This is a genomic window from Micromonospora sp. NPDC006431 (assembly GCF_042870725.1).
Classification (GTDB): Bacteria; Actinomycetota; Actinomycetes; order Mycobacteriales; family Micromonosporaceae; genus Micromonospora.
Window position 1 is genome coordinate 67,286 of record NZ_JBIAHQ010000026.1, and the last position, 19,431, is coordinate 86,716.

Annotated in this window: 21 protein-coding genes; 7 read left to right on the forward strand and 14 right to left on the reverse strand. The window is 72.0% G+C overall.

Going from position 1 to position 19,431, the window contains the following annotated elements; all coding sequences use genetic code 11:
* Positions 1 to 45: 45 nt before the first annotated feature.
* On the reverse strand, positions 46 to 1,359 hold the full coding sequence (locus ACFYM6_RS30890) for an MFS transporter (protein ID WP_387280995.1): 1,314 nt from the start codon (positions 1,357 to 1,359) through the stop codon (positions 46 to 48).
* A gap of 73 nt (positions 1,360 to 1,432) precedes the next feature.
* Positions 1,433 to 2,821 carry a PLP-dependent aminotransferase family protein gene (locus ACFYM6_RS30895; protein WP_387280996.1) on the reverse strand — a complete coding sequence of 463 codons (1,389 nt, stop codon included), beginning with the start codon at positions 2,819 to 2,821 and terminating at the stop codon, positions 1,433 to 1,435.
* Positions 2,822 to 2,909: 88 nt separating this feature from the next.
* Between ACFYM6_RS30895 and ACFYM6_RS30900 the strand changes: the two genes are divergently transcribed.
* From ACFYM6_RS30900 to ACFYM6_RS30920, 5 genes are read left to right on the forward strand one after another with little or no spacing between them, the layout of a single operon-like run.
* Positions 2,910 to 3,899 carry a hypothetical protein gene (locus ACFYM6_RS30900; protein ID WP_387280997.1) on the forward strand — a complete coding sequence of 330 codons (990 nt, stop codon included), beginning with the start codon at positions 2,910 to 2,912 and terminating at the stop codon, positions 3,897 to 3,899.
* Positions 3,900 to 4,718 (forward strand): nitrilase-related carbon-nitrogen hydrolase, encoded by an 819-nt coding sequence (locus tag ACFYM6_RS30905; RefSeq protein WP_387280998.1) that lies wholly within the window; start codon positions 3,900 to 3,902, stop codon positions 4,716 to 4,718.
* Between the two features lie 32 nt (positions 4,719 to 4,750).
* On the forward strand, positions 4,751 to 5,671 hold the full coding sequence (locus ACFYM6_RS30910; protein ID WP_387280999.1) for an ABC transporter substrate-binding protein: 921 nt from the start codon (positions 4,751 to 4,753) through the stop codon (positions 5,669 to 5,671).
* A gap of 5 nt (positions 5,672 to 5,676) precedes the next feature.
* The gene (locus tag ACFYM6_RS30915) at positions 5,677 to 6,642 is read left to right on the forward strand and encodes an amino acid ABC transporter permease (RefSeq protein WP_387281000.1); all 966 of its coding nucleotides are present in this window, start codon (positions 5,677 to 5,679) and stop codon (positions 6,640 to 6,642) included.
* Entirely contained in the window at positions 6,639 to 7,433 is a 795-nt protein-coding gene (locus tag ACFYM6_RS30920; RefSeq protein ID WP_387281001.1) for an amino acid ABC transporter ATP-binding protein, read from the forward strand. The genes ACFYM6_RS30915 and ACFYM6_RS30920 overlap by 4 nt, the downstream gene beginning before the upstream one ends.
* A 149-nt stretch (positions 7,434 to 7,582) precedes the next feature.
* Here the strand turns inward: ACFYM6_RS30920 and ACFYM6_RS30925 are convergent, their stop codons facing one another.
* The 7 genes from ACFYM6_RS30925 to ACFYM6_RS30955 all read right to left on the reverse strand — a co-directional run bounded on the left by ACFYM6_RS30925 (position 7,583) and on the right by ACFYM6_RS30955 (position 14,223).
* A complete protein-coding gene (locus ACFYM6_RS30925; protein ID WP_387281002.1) occupies positions 7,583 to 8,092 on the reverse strand; it encodes an FBP domain-containing protein in 510 nt (169 codons plus the stop codon).
* A 51-nt stretch (positions 8,093 to 8,143) separates the two neighbouring features.
* Complete coding sequence (locus ACFYM6_RS30930) at positions 8,144 to 8,971, reverse strand: DUF72 domain-containing protein (RefSeq protein ID WP_387281016.1); 828 nt, start codon at positions 8,969 to 8,971, stop codon at positions 8,144 to 8,146.
* Positions 8,972 to 9,194: 223 nt separating this feature from the next.
* The gene (locus tag ACFYM6_RS30935; protein ID WP_387281003.1) at positions 9,195 to 10,415 is read right to left on the reverse strand and encodes an Ig-like domain-containing protein; all 1,221 of its coding nucleotides are present in this window, start codon (positions 10,413 to 10,415) and stop codon (positions 9,195 to 9,197) included.
* 134 nt (positions 10,416 to 10,549) lie between these two features.
* Positions 10,550 to 11,749 (reverse strand): anhydro-N-acetylmuramic acid kinase, encoded by a 1,200-nt coding sequence (locus ACFYM6_RS30940; RefSeq protein WP_387281004.1) that lies wholly within the window; start codon positions 11,747 to 11,749, stop codon positions 10,550 to 10,552.
* Positions 11,746 to 12,651: an N-acetylmuramic acid 6-phosphate etherase gene (gene murQ / locus ACFYM6_RS30945; protein ID WP_387281005.1), complete on the reverse strand. Its 906-nt coding sequence runs from the start codon at positions 12,649 to 12,651 to the stop codon at positions 11,746 to 11,748. The genes ACFYM6_RS30940 and murQ overlap by 4 nt, the downstream gene beginning before the upstream one ends.
* A gap of 192 nt (positions 12,652 to 12,843) precedes the next feature.
* Positions 12,844 to 13,401 (reverse strand): hypothetical protein, encoded by a 558-nt coding sequence (locus tag ACFYM6_RS30950; protein WP_387281006.1) that lies wholly within the window; start codon positions 13,399 to 13,401, stop codon positions 12,844 to 12,846.
* A 57-nt stretch (positions 13,402 to 13,458) separates the two neighbouring features.
* Positions 13,459 to 14,223 (reverse strand): DUF427 domain-containing protein, encoded by a 765-nt coding sequence (locus tag ACFYM6_RS30955; RefSeq protein ID WP_387281007.1) that lies wholly within the window; start codon positions 14,221 to 14,223, stop codon positions 13,459 to 13,461.
* Between the two features lie 243 nt (positions 14,224 to 14,466).
* On the opposite strand from ACFYM6_RS30955, the gene ACFYM6_RS30960 reads away from it, so the two are divergent.
* Positions 14,467 to 15,690 (forward strand): multidrug effflux MFS transporter, encoded by a 1,224-nt coding sequence (locus ACFYM6_RS30960; RefSeq protein ID WP_387281017.1) that lies wholly within the window; start codon positions 14,467 to 14,469, stop codon positions 15,688 to 15,690.
* A 63-nt stretch (positions 15,691 to 15,753) separates the two neighbouring features.
* On the forward strand, positions 15,754 to 16,683 hold the full coding sequence (locus tag ACFYM6_RS30965) for a diacylglycerol/lipid kinase family protein (RefSeq protein ID WP_387281008.1): 930 nt from the start codon (positions 15,754 to 15,756) through the stop codon (positions 16,681 to 16,683).
* Positions 16,684 to 16,782: 99 nt separating this feature from the next.
* On the opposite strand, the gene ACFYM6_RS30970 is transcribed toward ACFYM6_RS30965, so the two are convergent.
* From ACFYM6_RS30970 to ACFYM6_RS30990, 5 genes are all read right to left on the reverse strand, one after another.
* Positions 16,783 to 17,061, reverse strand: coding sequence for a hypothetical protein (locus ACFYM6_RS30970; protein ID WP_387281009.1), 279 nt, complete (start codon positions 17,059 to 17,061; stop codon positions 16,783 to 16,785).
* Positions 17,062 to 17,088: 27 nt separating this feature from the next.
* The gene (locus tag ACFYM6_RS30975; protein ID WP_387281010.1) at positions 17,089 to 17,460 is read right to left on the reverse strand and encodes a DUF2267 domain-containing protein; all 372 of its coding nucleotides are present in this window, start codon (positions 17,458 to 17,460) and stop codon (positions 17,089 to 17,091) included.
* Positions 17,360 to 17,917: a DUF2809 domain-containing protein gene (locus tag ACFYM6_RS30980; RefSeq protein WP_387281011.1), complete on the reverse strand. Its 558-nt coding sequence runs from the start codon at positions 17,915 to 17,917 to the stop codon at positions 17,360 to 17,362. The genes ACFYM6_RS30975 and ACFYM6_RS30980 overlap by 101 nt, the downstream gene beginning before the upstream one ends.
* 90 nt (positions 17,918 to 18,007) lie before the next feature.
* The gene (locus tag ACFYM6_RS30985; protein WP_387281012.1) at positions 18,008 to 18,745 is read right to left on the reverse strand and encodes a peptidoglycan-binding protein; all 738 of its coding nucleotides are present in this window, start codon (positions 18,743 to 18,745) and stop codon (positions 18,008 to 18,010) included.
* A 107-nt stretch (positions 18,746 to 18,852) separates the two neighbouring features.
* Entirely contained in the window at positions 18,853 to 19,218 is a 366-nt protein-coding gene (locus ACFYM6_RS30990; RefSeq protein ID WP_387281013.1) for a hypothetical protein, read from the reverse strand.
* Positions 19,219 to 19,431: the final 213 nt, after the last annotated feature.

A 19,431-nucleotide genomic window follows, 5' to 3' on the forward strand; every position in this document is an offset into this window, starting at 1 on the left:
CACCGCCTCGCCAGGCCGCCCGCACAGGACGATGTCCGTCGGTATTCAGGCCGTGTCGGCGGGTATCCGGGGTCGCGGTCCGCGCGGTGGGCCGCGGCGCAGGTCGAAGGTGCCCGGGTACCGGACGAACGCCCACGTGGCGACGGCGAGCGCGATGAGACAGAGCGCTCCCGGGACGACGAAGCCGATCTGGTGCCCCAGCGTGGCAACCGACACCGTCGCCACAAGACTTCCGTTGACGGTCGCCACGTTCTCGTGACTGAGATATATCGACGTGGCCCTGCCGGCACGACCGGTCATCAACCGTTGGGCCAGGTCGATGCCGGCAACGATCGTGGCGGCGCCGAACACCGCGTAGCAGACCTGCAGCATCATCAGCTGCCCAGCCGTGGTGACCACGACGAGGCCGCCGTAGTAGACCACGCTCGCAGCGCCGCCCACCAGGAACACCCTGCCACGTCCCCAACGCAGCGCCGCGAACGCGGCCGCCGGCATGAGGACCAGCTCGCACAGCGGTGGCAGCGCGAGCACGATTCCGGTCATCTGCAGCGGGGCGTGCAGGGATACGGTGACCAGGATCGGCAACTGGGACAGCAGCATGACGCGTCCGCTGGTGAACAGCACCATGACGACCACGAGGAGCAGCAGCAGCCACTGAGCACCGGCCGTCCTCGTCTGGGCGTCGCGCCGGTCATCGGTGCTCCGTGGCGGCTGCGGTGCCGCGAAGGCACCGGTGGCGTGCCCCCGCAGCAGGTACCACGACAGCGCCAGACAGCCGAGGCAGACGACTGCCACGACCCGGAAGAGCGGACGTGCCCCGAGGTAGGCCAGGCCGAGACCGCCGATGGCGAATCCGGTGAACGAACCGATGGACAACACGACGCGCATCATGGCGATCACAGCGGTGGAGGTGCCGGTGTCCCGGCGTTCGACGAGGTCACGCGCGTAGGCCATCAGCTGCGCGTTGGGGACGCCGACCGCGCAGAAGAAGACCATCCCGACGGCGAGCATCGCCGGGTACGTCCGCACGCTCGCCAGGACCGCGTAGCCGATGCTCAGCCAGGCGAAGCTCGCCGGGATGAGCACTCGTCGAACGCCGCCAAGGTCGGAGACGTGGCCCGTGGCGAGCAGCACCGCCAGGCTGGCCAGCGCGACGACGACGAAGTTGACCGTCACCATGGTGTCCGAGGCGCCCAGCTCGTCCCGGGCGAACAACGACAGCACGCCGAGTGCCGCGAACGCCGCTGTCGAGCTGACCAGCATCAACACCATCAACGGCCGGTACGGCGCCGCGGCGCGCCACGCGACCACGAACCGGCCGGTGCGGTGAGCGTCGCGCCGGGCGTCGGTCTGCGTCACCCCAACACCTCCGTCCACCGTGCCGCCGACGTCGTCGGCTGCCGCGCGTGGCTGTTGTTGACGGAGAACGTGATCAGCGTCGGATGGTCGCCTGTGGTGAATCATGCTCCTCGAAGGCGGCGAAGGCGAGCAGGTCGGCCACCTCCTCGACGTGCTCGTGGAGCCGGCTGGTCGCGACGCGGAGGAACGGCTCGTGCGGGCCGGAGAAGTAGCGGCCGCCCGGGACGACGGCCACGCCGTGGGCGGCGAGGGTGACCAGAGCGGACCGTTCATCCTCGACGGGCACCCACAGGCTCAGTCCTTCGGTGCCGCCCGCGTGTACGCCACGGGCGGCCAGCGCCTCGGCGAGCGCCCGTCGTCGGGTCCGGTATGTGTCGCCGGTCTGTGCGACAAGCGCGCGGGTGGCTGGATCGGTGAGCAGGTGGGCGAGGCAGTTCTGCAGGATCCGGCTCGTCCAGCCGCTGCCGAAGGTGCGGTAGACGCGAGCGCGGTCGATCAGCGGGGCCGCGCCGCCGAGGACGGCGAGGCGTAGGTCGGGGCCGTGTGACTTCGAGTACGAGCGGAGGAACACCACCCGATCGGGGAGGGCCGTGCCGAGGGTCTGCACCGGCCCGGGGGCGAGGTCGGCCAGACCGTCGTCCTCGATCACCAGGGTCTCCGAGGCGCGCAGTGCGGCAGCAAGTTCCGCGCTGCGCGCCGCGTCGACGCTGTACCCGGTGGGGGAGTGGGCGTGCGGCTGGTAGATGAAGAGCACCGGCTTTCGGCGTACCGCGTCGGCCAGGGCGTCCGGCCTGGGTCCGCGCTCGTCGCGGGGGACCGGGATCACCTCGGCGCCGACCGCGTCGAGGATGTCGAGCAGTCGTGGCGCGGTGGGATCCTCGACCGCCACCTTGTCGCCGGTGACGATCAGGGTCTGGCAGAGCAGCAGCAGGCCGTCGAAGCCGCCGTTGACGGCCAGCAGGTCTGCGGGCGGAAACGGCCACGTGGGCCGGACCGCGTCGGCGAGCGGCTCGGTGATCGGTACCCGGTGGTATTCGTTCAGGCCCGCTACGCGCAGCGCCGCCGCGAGTGCGGAGTCAAGCGGCGGTAGCAGCTTGGTGTCCGGTACGGCGAGGCGGAGATCGTGCCGCAGGCGGCTGCCGTGCCGGCCGACCTCCTCGAAGCGGCGGGGGTGCGGCACGTCGGGCGGACCGATGACGACGGTCCCGGCGCGACCGCGGCCGGCGACCGAGCGGCGCCGGCGCAGGAGGGACCAGGCCTCGGACACAGTGGCGGGGCTGACGCCCAACTCGAGCGCGAGGGTGCGCACGGTGGGCAGCCGAGTGCCGGAAGGGATCGTGCCGGCGCGGATGAGCGCGGCGACCGTCGCCGCGATGCCACGGGCACTGCCGTCTTCGATCAGCTCGGCCATCCACTGGGCGTCGACGTCGCCGGTGGGGGTGCCCGGTTGCGGGGAAGTCATGGCAGATAGTTCACCACCTGCTGAGAAGAATGAACAGTAACAAAACTTCTATTGTCTGGAGGTGGTCTGAACTTTATCGTTGCCGGCGATGGCTACCTCACTACACACCCCGCTTCACCTCGGTGTTCGGCCCTGGTCGCACCTGGTGCCACTCGCTCTGGGCGAGGTCGGGGCGCCCCCGCTCGACGTGCGCGTCGCACGCCTCGCGGCGACCCCGCACCTGCTCGACGAGAGCGGCCTTGACGCCGGTGAGACCTCCTTCAGCCGATACACCCTGGCCCGCGCGGCCGGCGACGACCGGCTCGTGGGAATCCCCGCCTTCGTCATGCGCGGGTTCCGGCACCGTTGCATCCTGGTTCGCAAGGACAGCCCCGCCACCGATGCCGCCGACCTCGCCGGTGCCCGGATCGGCCTGACCGGCTGGCCGGACTCCGGCAACACCTGGACCCGGGCCGTGCTGCGCCGGGCCGGCGTCGACCTCACCGGCGTCGCGTGGATGGTCGGACCGCTCACCCCCGACGCGGCGGGCGGCGACCGCATGGGCGGGATGACGCCGCCGCCATGGGTGCGGCTCGCCGAACCGGGGGAGTCCCTTGTCGGAGGGCTCCTCAACGGCGCGCTCGACGCGATCATGACGCCGTTCATGCCGCCCGGATTCCACCGCGACGACGCGCCGCTGCGCCCGCTGTACCCCGACTACCGCGAGGCCGAGGTGCGCTACGGCGAGGAGGTCGGGTTCATCCCCGGCATCCACCTCATCGCCGTGAAGCGCCAGCACGTCGAGGCGCGGCCGGAGCTGCTCGCCGACCTGATGACGGCGCTGCGGGCGTCGCAGCAGGCGTGGTGGGCCAGCTACCGCAAGCACGCCGACACGACGCCCTGGGCGCTCGCCGAGATCGACGACACCGAGCGGCGCTACGGCCCGGACTGGATGCCCTACGGCCTGGCGGCCAACCGCTCGATGATCAACGCCTTCTGCGCGGAACTGCACGCCCAGGGCATCGCCGAGTCGCCGATCGACCCGGACGTGCTGTTCCCCGAGTACACCAAGATCGCCATCGAGACGGGAGTGGAGTAGATGCGCCTCGCGTTGGGACAGCTCGCCGCCAGCGAGGACTGGCAGGTCAACCTCAAGCAGTGCACGGCCCTGGTGGAGCGGGCCGCGGCCGGCGGCGCCGACCTCCTGGTCCTGCCCGAGGGGGTGCTGGCGCGGTTCACCGACGACTTCACCCGGCTGCGCAGCGCCGCCCAGCCGCTGGACGGGCCGTTCGTCACCGGTCTCGCCGCGGCCACCGCCGGCACCGGGGTCACCGTGGTGGCCGGAGTGCACGAGCCGGGACCGGACGGCAGGGCGTACAACACCCTCGTCGTGCTGCGTGACGGTCAGGTAGTCGTCAATTACCGCAAACTGCACCTGTACGATGCGTTCGGCGCCAAGGAGTCCGACAACGTCATCCCCGCCGACGGCCCGCTGGTGACCTTCCCCTGCGCCGGGCACACCGTCGGCCTGATGACCTGCTACGACGTACGCTTCCCCGAGATGGCGCGGCTGCTCGTGACCGACGGCGGCGCCGACGTTCTCGTGCTGCCCGCGGCCTGGGTGCGCGGACCGCTCAAGGAGCGGCACTGGGAGCTGATGGTCTCCGCGCGTGCCCTGGAGAACACCGTCTACGTCGCGGCCTGCGGCGAATGCGGCCCCCGCAACATCGGCCACTCGATGGTCGTCGACCCGCTTGGTGTCGTGGTCGGGTGCCTTGCCGAGGACCCGGACCTGCTCTGGGCCGAGGTGTCGGCCGAGCGGCTGGACCAGGCCCGGCGGCGCCTCCCCGTGCTCGCCAACCGACGGTTCTCCGTCGACCCCACTCCAAACCGGCCGCTCGCCACCACGACCGGCTGATCAACAGCAACCCTGGATTTGAAGGAATAGTCATGCGCCGTACCCCCATCGCAGTGACCGCCATGTCCGTGCTGCTCTCGCTGTCGCTCGCCGGCTGCGCCAAGGACCCCACCGAGGCTCAGCAGAGCGGCGGGGGCGAGACCACCACGCAACAGCAGAACAACGCGCTGCACGACAAGCTGCCCGACAAGATCAAGCAGGCTGGCAAGTTGGTCTCGGTCAACAGCGGCTCCTTCCCGCCCTACGAGATCGTCGGCAGCAACCGGGACCTCAGCGGCGCCGCGGCCGACCTCTCCGACGCGCTCGGCCAGGTGCTCGGCATCAAGGTCGAACACGTGACCGTCGAGGGTCTCTCCGGCGTGCTGACCGGCATCAAGGCCGGCCGGTACGACTTCGCCCTCGGACCGATCGGCGACTTCCCCGAGCGCGAGACCGACAACGACTTCGTCGACTGGGTGCAGGAGTTCGTCGTCTTCGCGGTGCCGAAGAGCAACCCGAAGCAGATCAAGGACCTCGACAGCACCTGCGGCCTGCGCATCGCCGTCATGGCCGCCGGCTCGGCGGAAAAGGTGATCAAGGAGCAGGCGCAGAAGTGCACCGCCGAGGGCAAGCCGGCGCTCGAGGTGCAGTCGTACAAGGACCAGCCGTCGTCGATCCTGGCGGTCAAGTCCGGCCGCGCCGACGCCTTCTTCTCCTCCCAGGCACCGCTGACCTACTTCGTCAAGCAGTCGAACGGTGAGCTGGAGCTGGCTGCCACCGGACAGAAGAACGGCTTCGACGACCTCTTCCAGGGCGCCGTCGTGCCGAAGGACTCGGCGCTGCGCGACGTGCTGCTGGCCGCGCTGCAGGAGCTCTACGACAACGGCACCTACGCCAAGATCATGGCGAAGTGGGGTCTCGACGGCAACAAGCTCGACAAGCCCGGCATCAACCTGGCCGGCGGCAAGGGGTGAGCACCGTGGCCCAGAAAGCTCCGGCCACCCGGGCCGCCGTCGACCGCGCCGCCGGCGGCACCGAGCCGGTCGACGTCGCACACGCCGTACCCCAGCGGAACCCGCTGCAGTGGGTGGCGACCGCCGTGGTCGCCGTCCTCGCCGCGCAGCTGATCCACATGCTCGTGACGAACCCCAACTTCGAATGGGACGTGGTCCTCCGGTACTTCAACACCGAGTCCATCGGCCGCGGCCTCTGGACCACCCTGAAGCTCACCGTCATCGCGATGGCCGTCGGCATCGTGCTCGGCGTGCTCCTGGCGGTCTGCCGGCTCTCCACGAACTGGCTGCTGCGGTCCCTCGCCGCGCTCTACATCTGGTTCTTCCGCGGCGTGCCCGCGCTGGTGCAGCTCATCTTCTGGTTCAACCTGTCGGCGCTGATGCCGAGGGTGTCGATCGGCATCCCGTTCGGCCCCGAGTTCGCGCACTGGGAGACCAACGCGCTCATCACCCCGCTGCTCGCCGCAATCCTCGGCCTCGGGCTGAACGAGGGCGCGTACATGGCCGAGATCGTCCGGGGCGGCCTGATGTCGGTCGACCAGGGGCAGACCGAGGCGGCCCAGGCGCTGGGCATGAGCCGCACGCGGACGCTCTTCCGCGTCGTCCTGCCACAGGCGATGCGCTTCATCGTGCCACCCACGGGCAGCCAGGTGATCAACATGCTCAAGGCGACCTCACTGGTGAGCGTGATCGCGCTGAGCGACCTGCTCTACACCGTCCAGTCCATCTACAACCGCACCTTCCAGACGATCCCGCTCCTGCTCGTCGCCTGCGTCTGGTACCTGGTGATCACGTCGATCCTCTACGTCGGGCAGTCGTTCATCGAGCGGCACTACGCCCGGGGAAGCAACCGCAACGCACCCACCCGGTACCGCGACGTGCTCAAGATCCGTCGCAAGCCGGTCGTGCCGAGAGTCGAGGTGCCGTCATGACCGCTGCCGGCCAGCCGCTGATGTCAGCCCGTGGAGTCCGCAAGCACTTCGGGCCGCTCGAGGTGCTCAAGGGAGTCGACCTCGACGTGCACCCCGGCGAGGTGGTGGTGATCCTGGGTCCGTCCGGCTCCGGAAAGTCCACCTTCCTCCGCTGCGTCAACCACCTCGAGCGCATCGATGGCGGCTCCGTCACCGTAGACGGCGAGCTCGTCGGCTACGAGCAGCGTGGCGGCCGCATCCACCGTCTGCCGGAGCGTCGCATCGCCCGGACCCGGCGCCAGATCGGCATGGTGTTCCAGCACTTCAATCTCTTCCCGCACCTCACGGTGCTGGGCAACATCGTCGAGGCACCCATCGGAGTCCTTCGCGAGCCCCGGGCGGAGGTCGTCGAACGGGCGCGTCTCCTGCTCGACAAGGTCGGCCTGGCGGACAAGGCGGACTCGTTCCCCCGGCAGCTCTCCGGCGGCCAGCAACAGCGCGTGGCCATCGCCCGGGCGCTTGCCATGCGCCCCAAGCTGATGCTCTTCGACGAGCCGACCAGCGCGCTGGACCCGGAACTGGTCGGTGAGGTGCTCGCCACCATGCGCGACCTCGCCGCCGACGGGCTGACGATGACCGTGGTGACCCACGAGATCTCGTTCGCCCGCGAGGTCGCTGACCGGGTCGTCTTCATGGACGGCGGCACGATCGTCGAAAGCGGCACACCCGCCGAGGTCCTCGATCGCCCGGCCAACCCGCGTACCCGGGCCTTCCTCTCCCGGTTCCTGCCGGCCGCACAGCCGGCCGCCTGACCAGAAGCCCAGGCCAGGCCCCGCCGGCCGCAGCTCGTGCGGCCGGCGGGGCCACGTCTTGTGCCGCCACTCATTGCCTGCTTGATGAGCTCGCCGTCTCTCCCAAACTGCCGGTCAAACGCACGTTCCGCCGTCGATGGGGCGTGGGGTCAGCCCGCGACGACCCGGTTGGTGAAGGCGGCCAGGTTGACCATCGCCCGATCGATCCGCTCCTGCAGGGTCAGCGTCTCCTCCCGGCGGACCAGCCGCATCTTCGGCTGCCGCTTGCCCCGCAGGTAGAGCGAGCAGGCCAGGTCGGCGCAGAGGTACTCACCGACGGTGTTGCCGTTCCGCCCGGCCGCTCCGGCCAGGGGCGCGACGAACAACGCCACCCCCGACGCCGTGTGATCGGTCAGGCAGATCCGGCACATGCTCGACCGCAGCGTGCTCGGCTTGTACGCCTCGGGCCGCCGTAGCACCACGCCCGTCGGCCCGTCCTCACCTGGCAGGACCAGCAGCGCCCGCAGCGGGGCGCCCGGGTCCGTCCAGCCGAGGAAGTCCAGATCGGCCCAGGGAATGGTGCCCTCCGCGAAGCCCGCGGGCATCCGGATCCGGCTCGCCTCGCCCTTGCTGCAATTGACGAAGGACCTCCGGATGTCCTTCTCATCGAGTGGTTGCATGCCGGGGAAGCTAACCGGGCCCACGGTCGCGGTCACCCGATTTTCGGCTGGTCAGAACAGCGTCGACGGCCCGACCGGCGCAGGCTCGGGCAGCGGCTCGACCTCGGGCAGCCGGGCCCGGACCTCGTCGTGGAACTGGCGGGCGAGGTCGGGCGCGTCGGCGTTGTCCGGCGTGTGCACGAACACGGTCGGCGAGCGGCCCTCGCGCAGCCAGCCGGTCACCACGTCGAGCCACGGTTGCCAGCCCTCGACCGTCCGCGCGGGGTCGTCCCGGCCCAGGTATCGGATGATCGGCCGATCGGTCAACGCGGTGGTGCGCGGCGGGGTACGCGGCTTGCGGGTCCACGCCTCCCGTTCCGCGTCACTGGTCGGTGGGGTACGGAAGAAGGCGGTGGTGTCGAAGGGAATCCACTCCGCGCCGGCGCGGTCGAGCGTCTCCTCGAGGGTGCGCACCGCCCGGGGGTCGTCGAAGAACGCGGGGTGGCGGACCTCCACGGCATACCGGTGGGCGGTGGGCAGCCCGCGCAAGAAGCGGGCGAGCGCGGGTACGTCGGCGGGGCCGAACGAGCCCGGCAACTGGATCCACAGGGCGTGGGCCCGCGGGCCGAGGGGTTCGATCGCGTTCAGGAAGACCCGCAACTCGTCCTCGGCGCCCGTGAGCCGGCGTTCGTGCGTGACGGCCTTCGGCAGCTTGAGCACGAACCGGAAATCAGGGTCGGTCTGCCGCGCCCACGACGCCACCGTCTCCCGCGTCGGCGTCGCGTAGAAGGTGGTGTTCCCCTCGACCGCGGTGCACCAGCCGGCGTACGCGCGCAGCCGCTCGTTCGCCGGCAGCGGGTGCGCCAGAAAGCGTCCCTGCCAGGACTTGTGCGTCCACATCGCGCACCCGACGTGCAGCCGCATCCGGCCCTCCTCACCGCTCGACGGCACGGCGCGGGCGACCCCGCGCCGCGGGTACGGTATCCGGCCGGCCGCCCGGACCCCTGGCGCCCGCCCGGCTCGGTGTCGGCGCGGCCCGTTCAGTCGACGCGCGTGAGTATCGGCACCTGGATCTCGCGCGCACCCGGTTGCTCCACCGCGCCCGGACCGCTTGCCCCGCTGGTCACCACTTGTCCCACGGGATGGTCCAGTCGCCCACCCCGTCGGTGAGCGCCATCGCTCGCGGGGTGTTGCGCACGTCGACCACGTCACCGAGCCGGAACGTCTCGTAGAACCAGCGGGCGTGGGCCGGCCCGACGTTGATGCAGCCGTGCGAGGTGTTCTGGGTGCCCTGGGCGCCGATGTTCCAGTCCGCCATGTGGACGAACTCGCCGGAGTACGAGATCCGCAGGCAGAGCTGGATGACCTCGTCGTAGTAGTTGGGGTTCTTGGGGTCGGTGACCCCGTAGCTGGCCGAGGTCATCCGGTGCGAGGGCTCGCGGGTCATCACCACGTGCGGGCCGGACCGCGTCCAGTAGCTGATGGTCTCCCCGTTCGCGCCCGTGGTGGTGCCGCCCTTGCCCATGCTGATCGGGACGTCCCGCACCATCTTGCCGTCGAGGTAGACCTTCATCCGGTGGGTGCGGGCGTCGGCGATCGCGATGCGAGACGGGCCGATGGTGAAGTTCGTGCTGACGTTGGAGCCGCCGTAGACGCCCTGGCCGAGGTCCTGGCCGAAGAGGTTGACCTTCACCGAAATCTTCGTGCCCGAGGTCCAATACTTCGCCGGCCGCCAGTGCGCGTTGCGGCTGTCGATCCAACGCCACCGTCCCTCGACGGCCGGCGTGGTCTGCACGAGCATTGCCTTCTCGGCCTCGGCGCGGTTCTTCACCGGCCTGCTGAAGTGCACCATGACCGGCTGGCCGACCCCGTACGTGCCGCCGGCCTCGAGGGCGGCCAGCGCGTTGGCCTGGAACGTGGCGGAAGCGACCCCGGACGGCTTGAGGGTGCTGAAGCTGCTCCGATGCTCGGTCAGCGCGCCGGCGGAGTCGGCCACCGACACGGTGACCGTGTAGGTCTTGCCATAGGCCAGCTTGCCGGTCGACCGCCAGGTCTGGTCGTCGCCCAGCTTGCCGGCGACGGTCTTGCCACCCGTGGCCACCGAGATGGCCTTGAGGGTGCCGCCCTCGGCCGCCACGACGACCTGCTCGAGCGGTGACACGTTGGTGGCATCGGCGGCCGGCGTGACGGTCACCCGAACCTTGTCCGCCGGCGCGTTTGCCGCGGCCGCGCCGGGCTGCGACCACGCCGCGCCGGACGGCGACGACTTCTGATTGCAACCTGCCGTCACCAGGCCGGCCGTGACACCCAGACCGGTGGCGATCAACTTTCGACGACTGATCATCGCGTTCCTCTCCGCCGGGAGAGTACTCCCAGCGGCCCGCCACCGGAGGGCCGACTCGACGCCGTCCGCGACCGGCTTCATCGGGCCCAGGCGCACCACGGCCCCGCCACCGTCCGGCGGGCTGTCACCATGGATCAGCGGCCGCCTGTTGCGGCTGCTCCGCCGGGTCCGGTCAGCCGCAGCGCGGTGGGTGCCGTGGCCAGCGGCGCGGGCAGCCGCAGCGGGCCGGCGCCGGGCACGATGGCGCCGAGCACCCGGGCCCCGGTCGCGCCGGTGCACGACGGCACGGTGGCGGGCAGACCCTGCGCGGTGTGCCAGCCGAGCAGCGCGAAGGCGATCGCCTCCTTGGTGTCGGCCGGCGCGCCGAACTCGTCGGCGGCGGTGACCCGCACCCGGGGCAGGCGCTCCCGCAGCATGCCCATCAGGGTCGGATTGGCGCAGCCCCCGCCGGAGGCGACGAGGGTGTCGACGTCGTGCCGGCATACCTGGTCGGCGACGGTCTGCGCGGTGAGCGCGGTCAGCGTGGCGGCGACGTCCGCGTCCGGCAGGTCCGGGTGCGCCCGCAGCGCCGACTCCAGGTACGCGGCGTGGAACAGCTCCTTGCCGGTGGTCTTCGGCGCCTCGAGCCGGTAGTACGGCTCGGCGAGCAGCTCCGCCAGCAGGCCGGCGTGCACCCGGCCGGCGGCGGCGAGACGGCCGTCCGCGTCGTACCGCAGCCGGCCGTCGCTGGCCCGCACCACGGCGGCGTCGATCAGCGCGTTGGCCGGCCCGGTGTCGTAGGCCACCGGGCCGCCGAAACCGGGCGGCCGCAGCACGGTCAGGTTGGCGATGCCACCCAGGTTGAGCGCGGCCGGCCGGCCCGGCAGGCCGGACAGCAGCAGAACGTCCATCATGGACACCAGCGGCGCGCCCTGGCCCCCGGCGACCACGTCCCGCACCCGTACGTCGGCGACCACCGGGACGCCGGTGCGCTCGGCGATCCAGGCCGGCTGCCCGATCTGCAGGGTGCCCCGCACCTGGCGCCCCTGCACCCAGTGGTAGACGGTCTGCCCGTGCGAGCAGATCAGGTCCACCCCGCCGGCCCGCCCGGCCGCGTCGGCCGCCACCTCGGCGAACGCCTGACCGATCAGGGTGTCCAGCTCGCAGGCCTCGGCGAAGGTCAGCGCCGAGGGTGGCAGGGCCCGCATCAGTCGGGCGCGCAGCTCCTCCGGGTAGGGCGCACTGCCGGCGTACCCGACCGTGCCGTGCAGCACCCCGTCGCGCAGCGCGAAGTCGACGGCTGCGACGTCGATCCCGTCGTGGGAGGTGCCGGAGATCAGGCCGAGCACCTTCACGGGCTCGCCTCCAGCGCCTTCCGCAGCCGGCCGCCGCTGGCGGCCAGCCGCTGGCGGGGGTCCGCCCCGTCGGCAGGGCCGTCGAGCATCAGGATCGCGGTCTTGACGTCCAGGTCGGCGCGGTCGAGCGCCGCCTCCGCCTCGGCGTGGGGCGCCCCGGTCACCCGCCGGATGATGCGCACCGCCCGGTCGCGCAGCTTGGCGTTGGTCACCCGCAGGTCGACCATGAGGTTGTCGTACGTCTTGCCCAACCTGATCATCGAGACCGTCGAGATCATGTTGAGCACCAGTTTCTGCGCGGTGCCGGCCTTCAGGCGGGTCGAGCCGGCCACCACCTCGGGGCCGACGAGCACCTCGATCCCGTGATCGGCGGCGGCGCTCAGCGGGGTGTCGGCGTTGCACGACAGGCCGACGGTCAGCGCGTCCCGCTCCCTGGCGGCCCGCATCGCCGCCAGGACGTACGGGGTGCGGCCGCTGGCCGAGATCCCGACGACCGCGTCGGTGGCCGTGATGGCGCACTCGGCGATCGCGTGCGCGCCGGCCGCCTCGTCGTCCTCCACGCCCTCCTGCGCCGCGAACAGCGCCGGGGTGCCGCCGGCGATGACGGCGCGCACCAGCTCCGGCGGGGTGCTGAACGTCGGTGGGCACTCCGACGCGTCGAGCACTCCCAGCCGGCCGGCGGTGCCCGCCCCGACGTAGAGCAGCCGCCCGCCGGCCGCGAGCCGGTCGGCGATCCCTTCGATGGCCGGCACGATCTGCGGCAGCGCGGCCCGCACGGCGCCGGGCACGGTCGCGTCCGCGTCGTTCATGGCCACCGCCAACTGTGCGACCGAGGCGGTGTCGAGGCCGGCGTACCGATCGTCGACCTGCTCGGTCAGCAGGTCACCCAGGCGATCCGTCATGCGTTGCATCCACTTCTCGGGTCGAGGGCGTTGCGGAGCCCGTCGCCGAGCAGGTTGAGCCCGGCCCGGGCGCTGGCCGTACGCCCGGCGACCGAGTATCACGGGGGCCGCGGAGCGCTGTCAACGGTTTCCACCGCATGCCGGCAAGATGAAGAAAGTTGCCAGCCGTGGGAATGCCGCTCCACCGACGCCTCACCGGGGACTCGCCAGCGCCTCCACCTCGGCGAGTGTGACGACCTCATCGCACTCCCCGGGCGTTAACTTGTTGATCAACGCCTTGGCTGCCTGCGCCTGCGCCGTGGTGGGTAGGTCACCGGCCACGAGGCCGGGCAGGCTCAGCTCGTAGCCGACCCGGGCCCGGGGCGAGTAGCGCGCACGGTTACGGGCGACGGCGAAGGAGACGCGGACGGCATGCTCGTTGCCGGGCGGCACGTTCGGCCGGTCCGTCTCCCGCGCCGCGAAGCGCATGCCGTGGTAGTAGGCGCACCGGTGACAGGTGACCGGACCGTGGGTGAGCCTGGATCCGCACAGCGGACACGTCAGACGGTCGAGGGCCGCGTCCACCACCCGCCAGTCGTGCTCGTCGGGACCGTCCGCCACGAGCCAGCCCAGCGCCGTCTCCTCCGGCGAACCCGGGGCGACGTCCAGGTCGGCGAGCAGGCCCGCCCAGGCCAACTCGAGCTCCGCCTCGAGCTCAGCGACGGCCCGGGCCAGGGACGGGCTGCGCCACGTCGCAGTGCCATCGACCACGTCGCCAAGCATGCGCCCGCGCCGGATCAGGCGACACCGGATTCTGCGCGGGCACGGTCAGGAGAAGTGCGTCCTGGGCCGGGCCAGCCGCTCCCCGCCGACGATCAGGTCGACCTTCTCGTTGTAGAACGCGACCAGGCCGGCGATCGGCAGCAGCGCACCGGTGGGAAAGCGGTACGACCAGGCCAGGTCCGGGTGCACCGTGCCGTCGCCGCGGACCGACCAGTAGTCGCTGGTCCGCCCCTTGTACGGGCAGGAGGTCGTGGTCTCCGACGGCACGAGGTGGTGGAAGTTCACGTCGGTGCGGTTCAGGTAGTAGCGGGTCGGCAGGCCGGTCTCGAAGACCAGCACCGGCGACGTCGACTCGGCCAGCACCGTCCCGTCCAGCTCCACCCGCACACTGCGCGATGATCGCACCGCGTCCACCCGGGCGTACGGGTTACGCGGATGGACGAACACCTCCTCGTCCTCCTCGAACCAGCCGTCAAGCGCCGCCCAGTCGAACCGGATCGTGTCCGCCAGCCCGGGCAGCGCGTCGTCCCCGTACCACCGGACGCACGACCCACGGGTGGTCTCGCCGACCCGCAACCCGTGCAGCCGTCCGGTGCCCCGCCGCGACGGGTCCGTGCGCTGCTCGTCGACCAGCAGGTCACGGTTCACGTCCGCGCTCGGGATGTAGTACTGCGGGTAGAACGGCCACTCCCAGACGTACCGGGCCCGCGTGGTGTCCAGCACCGGCTCGGCGGCGAGGAACGCGCGGACCCGGCGCGGCACGGGCTCGATGTGGTCCACCGGGGTGATCGCCTTCGGGTAGTCCGGCACCTGTCCTGTCCTCCACTGCTGGCTCGCGTCGGGTACCGGTTCAACGATCGGCGCGGCCGTTCGCGGCGCGTGTGACCTGAGGCACCTTCGTCGCGAGTGGGAATGAGATCAGCGGTCCGGTGATTTGGTGGCAGGTGTGACCGCCGCACATTTCTCCGCCCGCGTCCGGACGGACGTGGCCCCGTGACCGCGACCGTCGACACCATCGAGACACCCACGCCAACCCAGCTTTCCGGTGACCTGATGAGCACCCGGCAACGGCTGCGGCTCGTCCTCGTCCTCGGCTCGCTGATCGCCATCGGGCCGCTGACCATCGACATGTACCTGCCCGCGCTGCCGGCCATCACCACCGACCTGCACACCACGTCGGCGGCCGTCCAGCTGACCCTGACCGGCACCCTCGCCGGCCTCGCCCTCGGCCAACTGCTCATCGGCCCGCTGTCCGACGCGGTCGGCCGACGCAAGCCGCTGCTCGCCGGCATCGCGCTGCACATCGTGGCGTCCATGCTGTGCGCGATCGCGCCGAACATCGGGATCGTCGGCACCCTGCGCGTACTGCAGGGACTCGGCGTCGCGGCCAGCTCCGTGGTGGCGATGGCGGTGGTCCGCGACCTGTTCAGCGGCGCCGCCTTCGCCCAGCTCTTCTCCCGCCTGATGCTGGTCATGGGCGTGGCCCCGATCCTGGCCCCCACGCTCGGCAGCGGGCTGCTGCGCTGGTCGGACTGGCGGGGCGTGTTCGTGGCCCTCGCCGTCTTCGGCGTCCTGCTCGTCACGGTCGCGGCGTTCGGGCTCGCCGAAACCCTGCCGCCCGAGCGGCGCCGCCGCGGCGGGCTGGCCGCCACCGGGCGGGACTACCTCGCGCTGCTGCGCGACCGGACGTTCGTCGGCCTCGTGCTGGTCGCCGGGCTCGCCATGGCGGCACTCTTCGCGTACGTGGCCGGGTCGTCGTTCGTCTTCCAGCAGCAGTACGGGCTGGACGAGCAGCAGTTCGGGATCGCCTTCGGCGCCGGCGCGGTCGGCCTGATCACGGCCACCCAGCTCAACGTGCGGCTGCTGCGCCGGTACTCGCCGCAGCGGATCCTCGTCACCGCGCTCGGCGTGGGCACGGCGGCCGGACTCGTGCTGCTCGCCGTCGCCGCCACCGGCTTCGGCGGACTCGCCGCCATCCTCGCCTCGCTGTGGGTGGTGCTCGCCGCGGCCGGGCTCGCCATGCCGAACGCGCCCGCCCTGGCGCTGTCCCGCCACGGCGAGGCCGCCGGCACCGCCGCCGCGCTGCTCGGCGCGGTGCAGTTCGGCGTCGGCGCATTGGCCGCGCCACTCGTCGGCGGACTCGGCACCGGCAGCGTGGCGATGGCCGCGGTGGTCGCCGGCGGCATGGTCGCGGCGATGACCGTCCTGCTCGTCGTGGTCCGGCCAGCGCGGCTGGCCGAGGTCGAGCCGGCCGCGGTCGCCGTGGCCGCGCACTGACCGGCGGGCACCGGCCCGTCGTTGCCCGCCCCGACCGGCGCCCGCCGGATAGGGTCGGGCCTCATGCGGACCAAGCAGGAGCTGGGGGCGGCGATCCGGCGGGAGCGGCGAGCGGTGCTCGTCGTCAACGCCCACTCCCGCCGGGGCCGCCAGCTCTACGAGGGGGCCCGGTCGCGGCTGGTGGCGGCCGGGTTCACCCTGCTCGGCACATACCCGGTCGAGCGGCCCGGCGAGCTCGAACAGCGCCTCGCCGCGGCCGCCGACCTGGGGCCGGACCTGCTGGTCGCCGGCGGCGGTGACGGCACCATCGGCACCGCCGCCCGGCTGCTCGCCCACCGCGACATCGCGCTCGGCCTGCTGCCGCTCGGCACCACCAACAACTTCGCTCGCACCGTCGGTATCCCGCTCGACCTCGACGCCGCGGTCGGGATCCTCACCGCCGGCAAGGTGATCGACGTCGACCTCGGCCTGGTCGGGAACATGCGGTTCACCAACCACATCGGCATCGGCCTGTCCGCCGACGTGATGCTCCGGACGCCGCCGCGGCTCAAACGGGCCACCGGCCGACTCGCATACCCGTTCACCGCCCTGGCGCTGCTCACCCGGCACCGGCCGCTGCGGGTGATCGTGCGCGCCGAGGCGCGCACGCACGAGTTCGTCACCCACCAGTTGTACGTGGCCAACGGCGGTCACCAGGCCGGCCGGCCGATCACCGCCGACGCCAACGCCGACGACCGGCTGCTGGTGGCGTACCCCGTCGGCGGGTCGACGCGCCGCGGGCTGCTGCGCGACACCGCCCGCAACGCCGCCACCGGGCACCGCCGCACGCTCGGCGACGCGCCGTTCCTCGCCGTGCGCCAGCTGTGGCTGGAGACCGACCGGCCCGCGCCGGTCGAGGTCGACGGCGAGCTGTACGGCGAGACTCCGATCCGGATCGGCCTGGACGCGAACGCGTTGCGCATCATGGCCGCCGCCGACAGCCCGGACCGCTGAGCCCGGCCGGCTGCCCGTCCGGCCCGGCCGGCCAGCTCCCGCAGGTGCTGACGGAGTGCCGGTGGCGGCCCGGGCGGACCGCCCCCCGCGCCGGAGCCCTCAGTCCCGGCGGTCCTCGTCAGGTACCGGAATCTCCTGGTTCTGCTCCACGGCGTCCGCCGGGCTGACATCGCCGCGGACGGCGCCGGCCAGGTCGGTCTGCTCACTCGGCGGACGCAGGACGCCCTGCTCCGCCAGGTCCGCCTCGGACGCCTCCGGCACGGCGTCGGAGACCGCGTCCGGCGGACCGACCACGGTCTCGTCCTGCTGCTGCTCCTGCGCGTCGACCTCCGGCGGCCGGCGCAGCGGGTCAGCCTGCTCGTCCCAGTTGGCGGTCATCGCGGCCCTCCCGACCGAGCGGCCCGCTCAGCGGGTGCGCTGCACGAAGGGCGCGGTCAGGTCGGCGATCTCGCCGAACTCCGCCGGGAGTTGGGACACCACCTCGTCATACCCCTCGGGTGGGAGGGCCTGGCGGAGGGCGTCGAACACCGCCGTCGCCCCGTCCTTCGCCCGCTCCGGGTCGACCTCGGCGCGCCCGCTGACCCGCTGCAGGAAGACGTCGAGCCCGAACCGCTCGGCGGTCTCGGTCGGGGCGAAGGCGTACGGCCGCAGACCCTCGGGAAGCTGGCCGGCCAGATCACGCGCCTCGCCGCCATCGATCCGCTCCGCCAGGGTCGTCAGCGTGGCCCGGACGAGGGCGGTCGCCTGCTGCGACGACGTCCCGGTGCGCTTCGCCACCAGGCCGATGAACTGGTTGTCGTCCATCATCAGGGCCCTTCTCTCGGACGGATGCCCGCGTCTTCCCCGCCGCCGCCGGCTCAAACGGCAGCAGCCGGTGCAGCACGACCAGCGGCACCACGCCGACCGGATACCAGAGCAGGTCCACCGGATCGAACTGGACGCCCAGCACCAGCCGGGCCAGCAGGCTACGCGCCGACAGCGCGGCCGGCACGCCGGTGAGCTGGAAACACTCCATCGCCCAGCAGAAGCCCGCCGCGATGGCCCCAGCCGGCACCGGGCGCAGGCTCGGCCACAGGAAGAGCACCCCGGCGTACACCAGCGACGCGTAGAGGGCGGTGCCCGAGTACTGCTCGAGGCGGCCGTCGGCGAGGGCCCGGATGGCCAGCGCCACCGCCAGGAACAACGCCGCCGACACCAGCATGAGCAGCCGGAAAATGGTCGGCCGGATCGACATTCCGGCGATGCTATCGACGCCGGGTCGTCCGCGCCGTCCCGAACCGGCGGCCCATCAGATGATCCGGCGGGCCGCCGGCCGGGTCGCGCGTCAGCGGTAGATGTGCACGGGGACGCCGACCCCGATGACCGACCAGAGCCGGTTCATGGCGGGGATGGGCACCCGGACGCAGCCGTGGCTGGCCGGATAGGTGGGCACGGAGGTGGCGCCGTGCACCGCGTAGCCGCGGTAGAAGTAGTTCGGCCGCCACAGCAGGCCGAGATCGCTCTGCCGCCAGCCGTCGATGCGCCGCTCGATCTTGTAGTTGCCGGTGGGGGTGGGGGTGCTGGACTTTCCGCTGGAGGCGTCCAGGATCCGTACCACTGACCCCCCGCGCGCCAGGTACAGCACCTGCCGGGTCAGGTTGGCCTCCAGCGAATAGCCGGAGTGCGTGTACTTCGGCTTGGGGACGACCGGGCGGTCGAGCGCCGCCCAGGTGCGCGGCCCGACGATTCCGTCCCGGGCCAGCCCGTTCACCTTCTGGAAGGCGACGACGGCGTGGTGCGTCGACGGCCCGAAGTCGCCGTCGATCCCGCCGACGTCGTAGTGCAGCGCGGTGAGCCGGCGTTGCAGGGTGCTGACCGCCGCGCCCTTGGAGCCCTGCCGCAGGACCGGCTTGCTGCTCGCGGCGAGCGTGACGGTGGTGACGGTGCTGGGGGTGGGTGCGGCGGCCGACGCCGGACTGGCGGTGACGGCCAGGCCGGCGGCGGTCACGAGGAGGGCCATCCCGAGCGCGGCGCGCGAGGCGGGGTGGCGAAGGCGGGTGGTGTGTGGTGAGACGGGAAGCATCGTCCCTCCCTTCCGAATTCCTGAGCATGACGGTAGCCTGCGGAAGCGAGGATGGCTGCCCTGTTTTGTAACGGTTCCGCACGTTCGAGGTCAGGGCACGTGTGGAGTCAGGCCACCCGGGGCGCGGGCTGGATCGGCAGGGCCACCCGGTGCGCCGAGACGTCGCCGGTGCGCTCCACCGAGGGCGCCGGCGCGGTGGCCGTGGCATCGTCGGCGGTCGGTGCCGAACCGGTCGCGTCACCCCCGGCCGTGGCGTCGGGGGCGGCGACGCGCCGCATGTCGGTGAGCAGGGTCAGGAGTCGCCCGAGGTCGTCGGCCGGCATCCGGAACGAGCCGCGGCAGAGCGAGCCGCTCCACAGGGACAACACCACGGCGCCGCGGTCCGGGTGGTAGCTGATCCGCAGCGTCCGGTCCTCGCCGCGCAGGTCGTTGAACAGGTCACCGAAGCTGGGCATCGGAAGCACCTCTCCCATCGATCCAGCATGCCGCAGACACAGCGGCACGGGAAGACCACGAGCGGTCAGAACCGACCATGCTGACCAACGACCCCGCGGGCGCGCCGCGCCTCGGCTCCGTCCCAGGTTGACGCGAGCGGACGCTCCTATGCCGCGTCAAGTGGCTGGGGTGGGTTTTCGAGGCGTCGGTAGAGCTCTCGGGCGATGTAGCGCTTGAGGCAGCGTTTGATC

Bases quoted from the DNA above. Each gene is read 5' to 3' on its own strand.
- ACFYM6_RS30965 (WP_387281008.1), top strand. From the start codon at position 15,754: ATGCGGACCAAGCAGGAGCTGGGGGCGGCGATCCGGCGGGAGCGGCGA.
- ACFYM6_RS30925 (WP_387281002.1), bottom strand. From the start codon at position 8,092: ATGCAACCACTCGATGAGAAGGACATCCGGAGGTCCTTCGTCAATTGC.
- ACFYM6_RS30980 (WP_387281011.1), bottom strand. From the start codon at position 17,917: ATGTCGATCCGGCCGACCATTTTCCGGCTGCTCATGCTGGTGTCGGCG.
- murQ (WP_387281005.1), bottom strand. From the start codon at position 12,651: ATGACGGATCGCCTGGGTGACCTGCTGACCGAGCAGGTCGACGATCGG.
- ACFYM6_RS30985 (WP_387281012.1), bottom strand. From the start codon at position 18,745: ATGCTTCCCGTCTCACCACACACCACCCGCCTTCGCCACCCCGCCTCG.
- ACFYM6_RS30960 (WP_387281017.1), top strand. From the start codon at position 14,467: ATGAGCACCCGGCAACGGCTGCGGCTCGTCCTCGTCCTCGGCTCGCTG.
- ACFYM6_RS30990 (WP_387281013.1), bottom strand. From the start codon at position 19,218: ATGGGAGAGGTGCTTCCGATGCCCAGCTTCGGTGACCTGTTCAACGAC.
- ACFYM6_RS30905 (WP_387280998.1), top strand. From the start codon at position 3,900: ATGCGCCTCGCGTTGGGACAGCTCGCCGCCAGCGAGGACTGGCAGGTC.
- ACFYM6_RS30930 (WP_387281016.1), bottom strand. From the start codon at position 8,971: ATGTGGACGCACAAGTCCTGGCAGGGACGCTTTCTGGCGCACCCGCTG.
- ACFYM6_RS30895 (WP_387280996.1), bottom strand. From the start codon at position 2,821: ATGACTTCCCCGCAACCGGGCACCCCCACCGGCGACGTCGACGCCCAG.
- ACFYM6_RS30970 (WP_387281009.1), bottom strand. From the start codon at position 17,061: ATGACCGCCAACTGGGACGAGCAGGCTGACCCGCTGCGCCGGCCGCCG.
- ACFYM6_RS30935 (WP_387281003.1), bottom strand. From the start codon at position 10,415: ATGATCAGTCGTCGAAAGTTGATCGCCACCGGTCTGGGTGTCACGGCC.
- ACFYM6_RS30910 (WP_387280999.1), top strand. From the start codon at position 4,751: ATGCGCCGTACCCCCATCGCAGTGACCGCCATGTCCGTGCTGCTCTCG.
- ACFYM6_RS30920 (WP_387281001.1), top strand. From the start codon at position 6,639: ATGACCGCTGCCGGCCAGCCGCTGATGTCAGCCCGTGGAGTCCGCAAG.
- ACFYM6_RS30900 (WP_387280997.1), top strand. From the start codon at position 2,910: ATGGCTACCTCACTACACACCCCGCTTCACCTCGGTGTTCGGCCCTGG.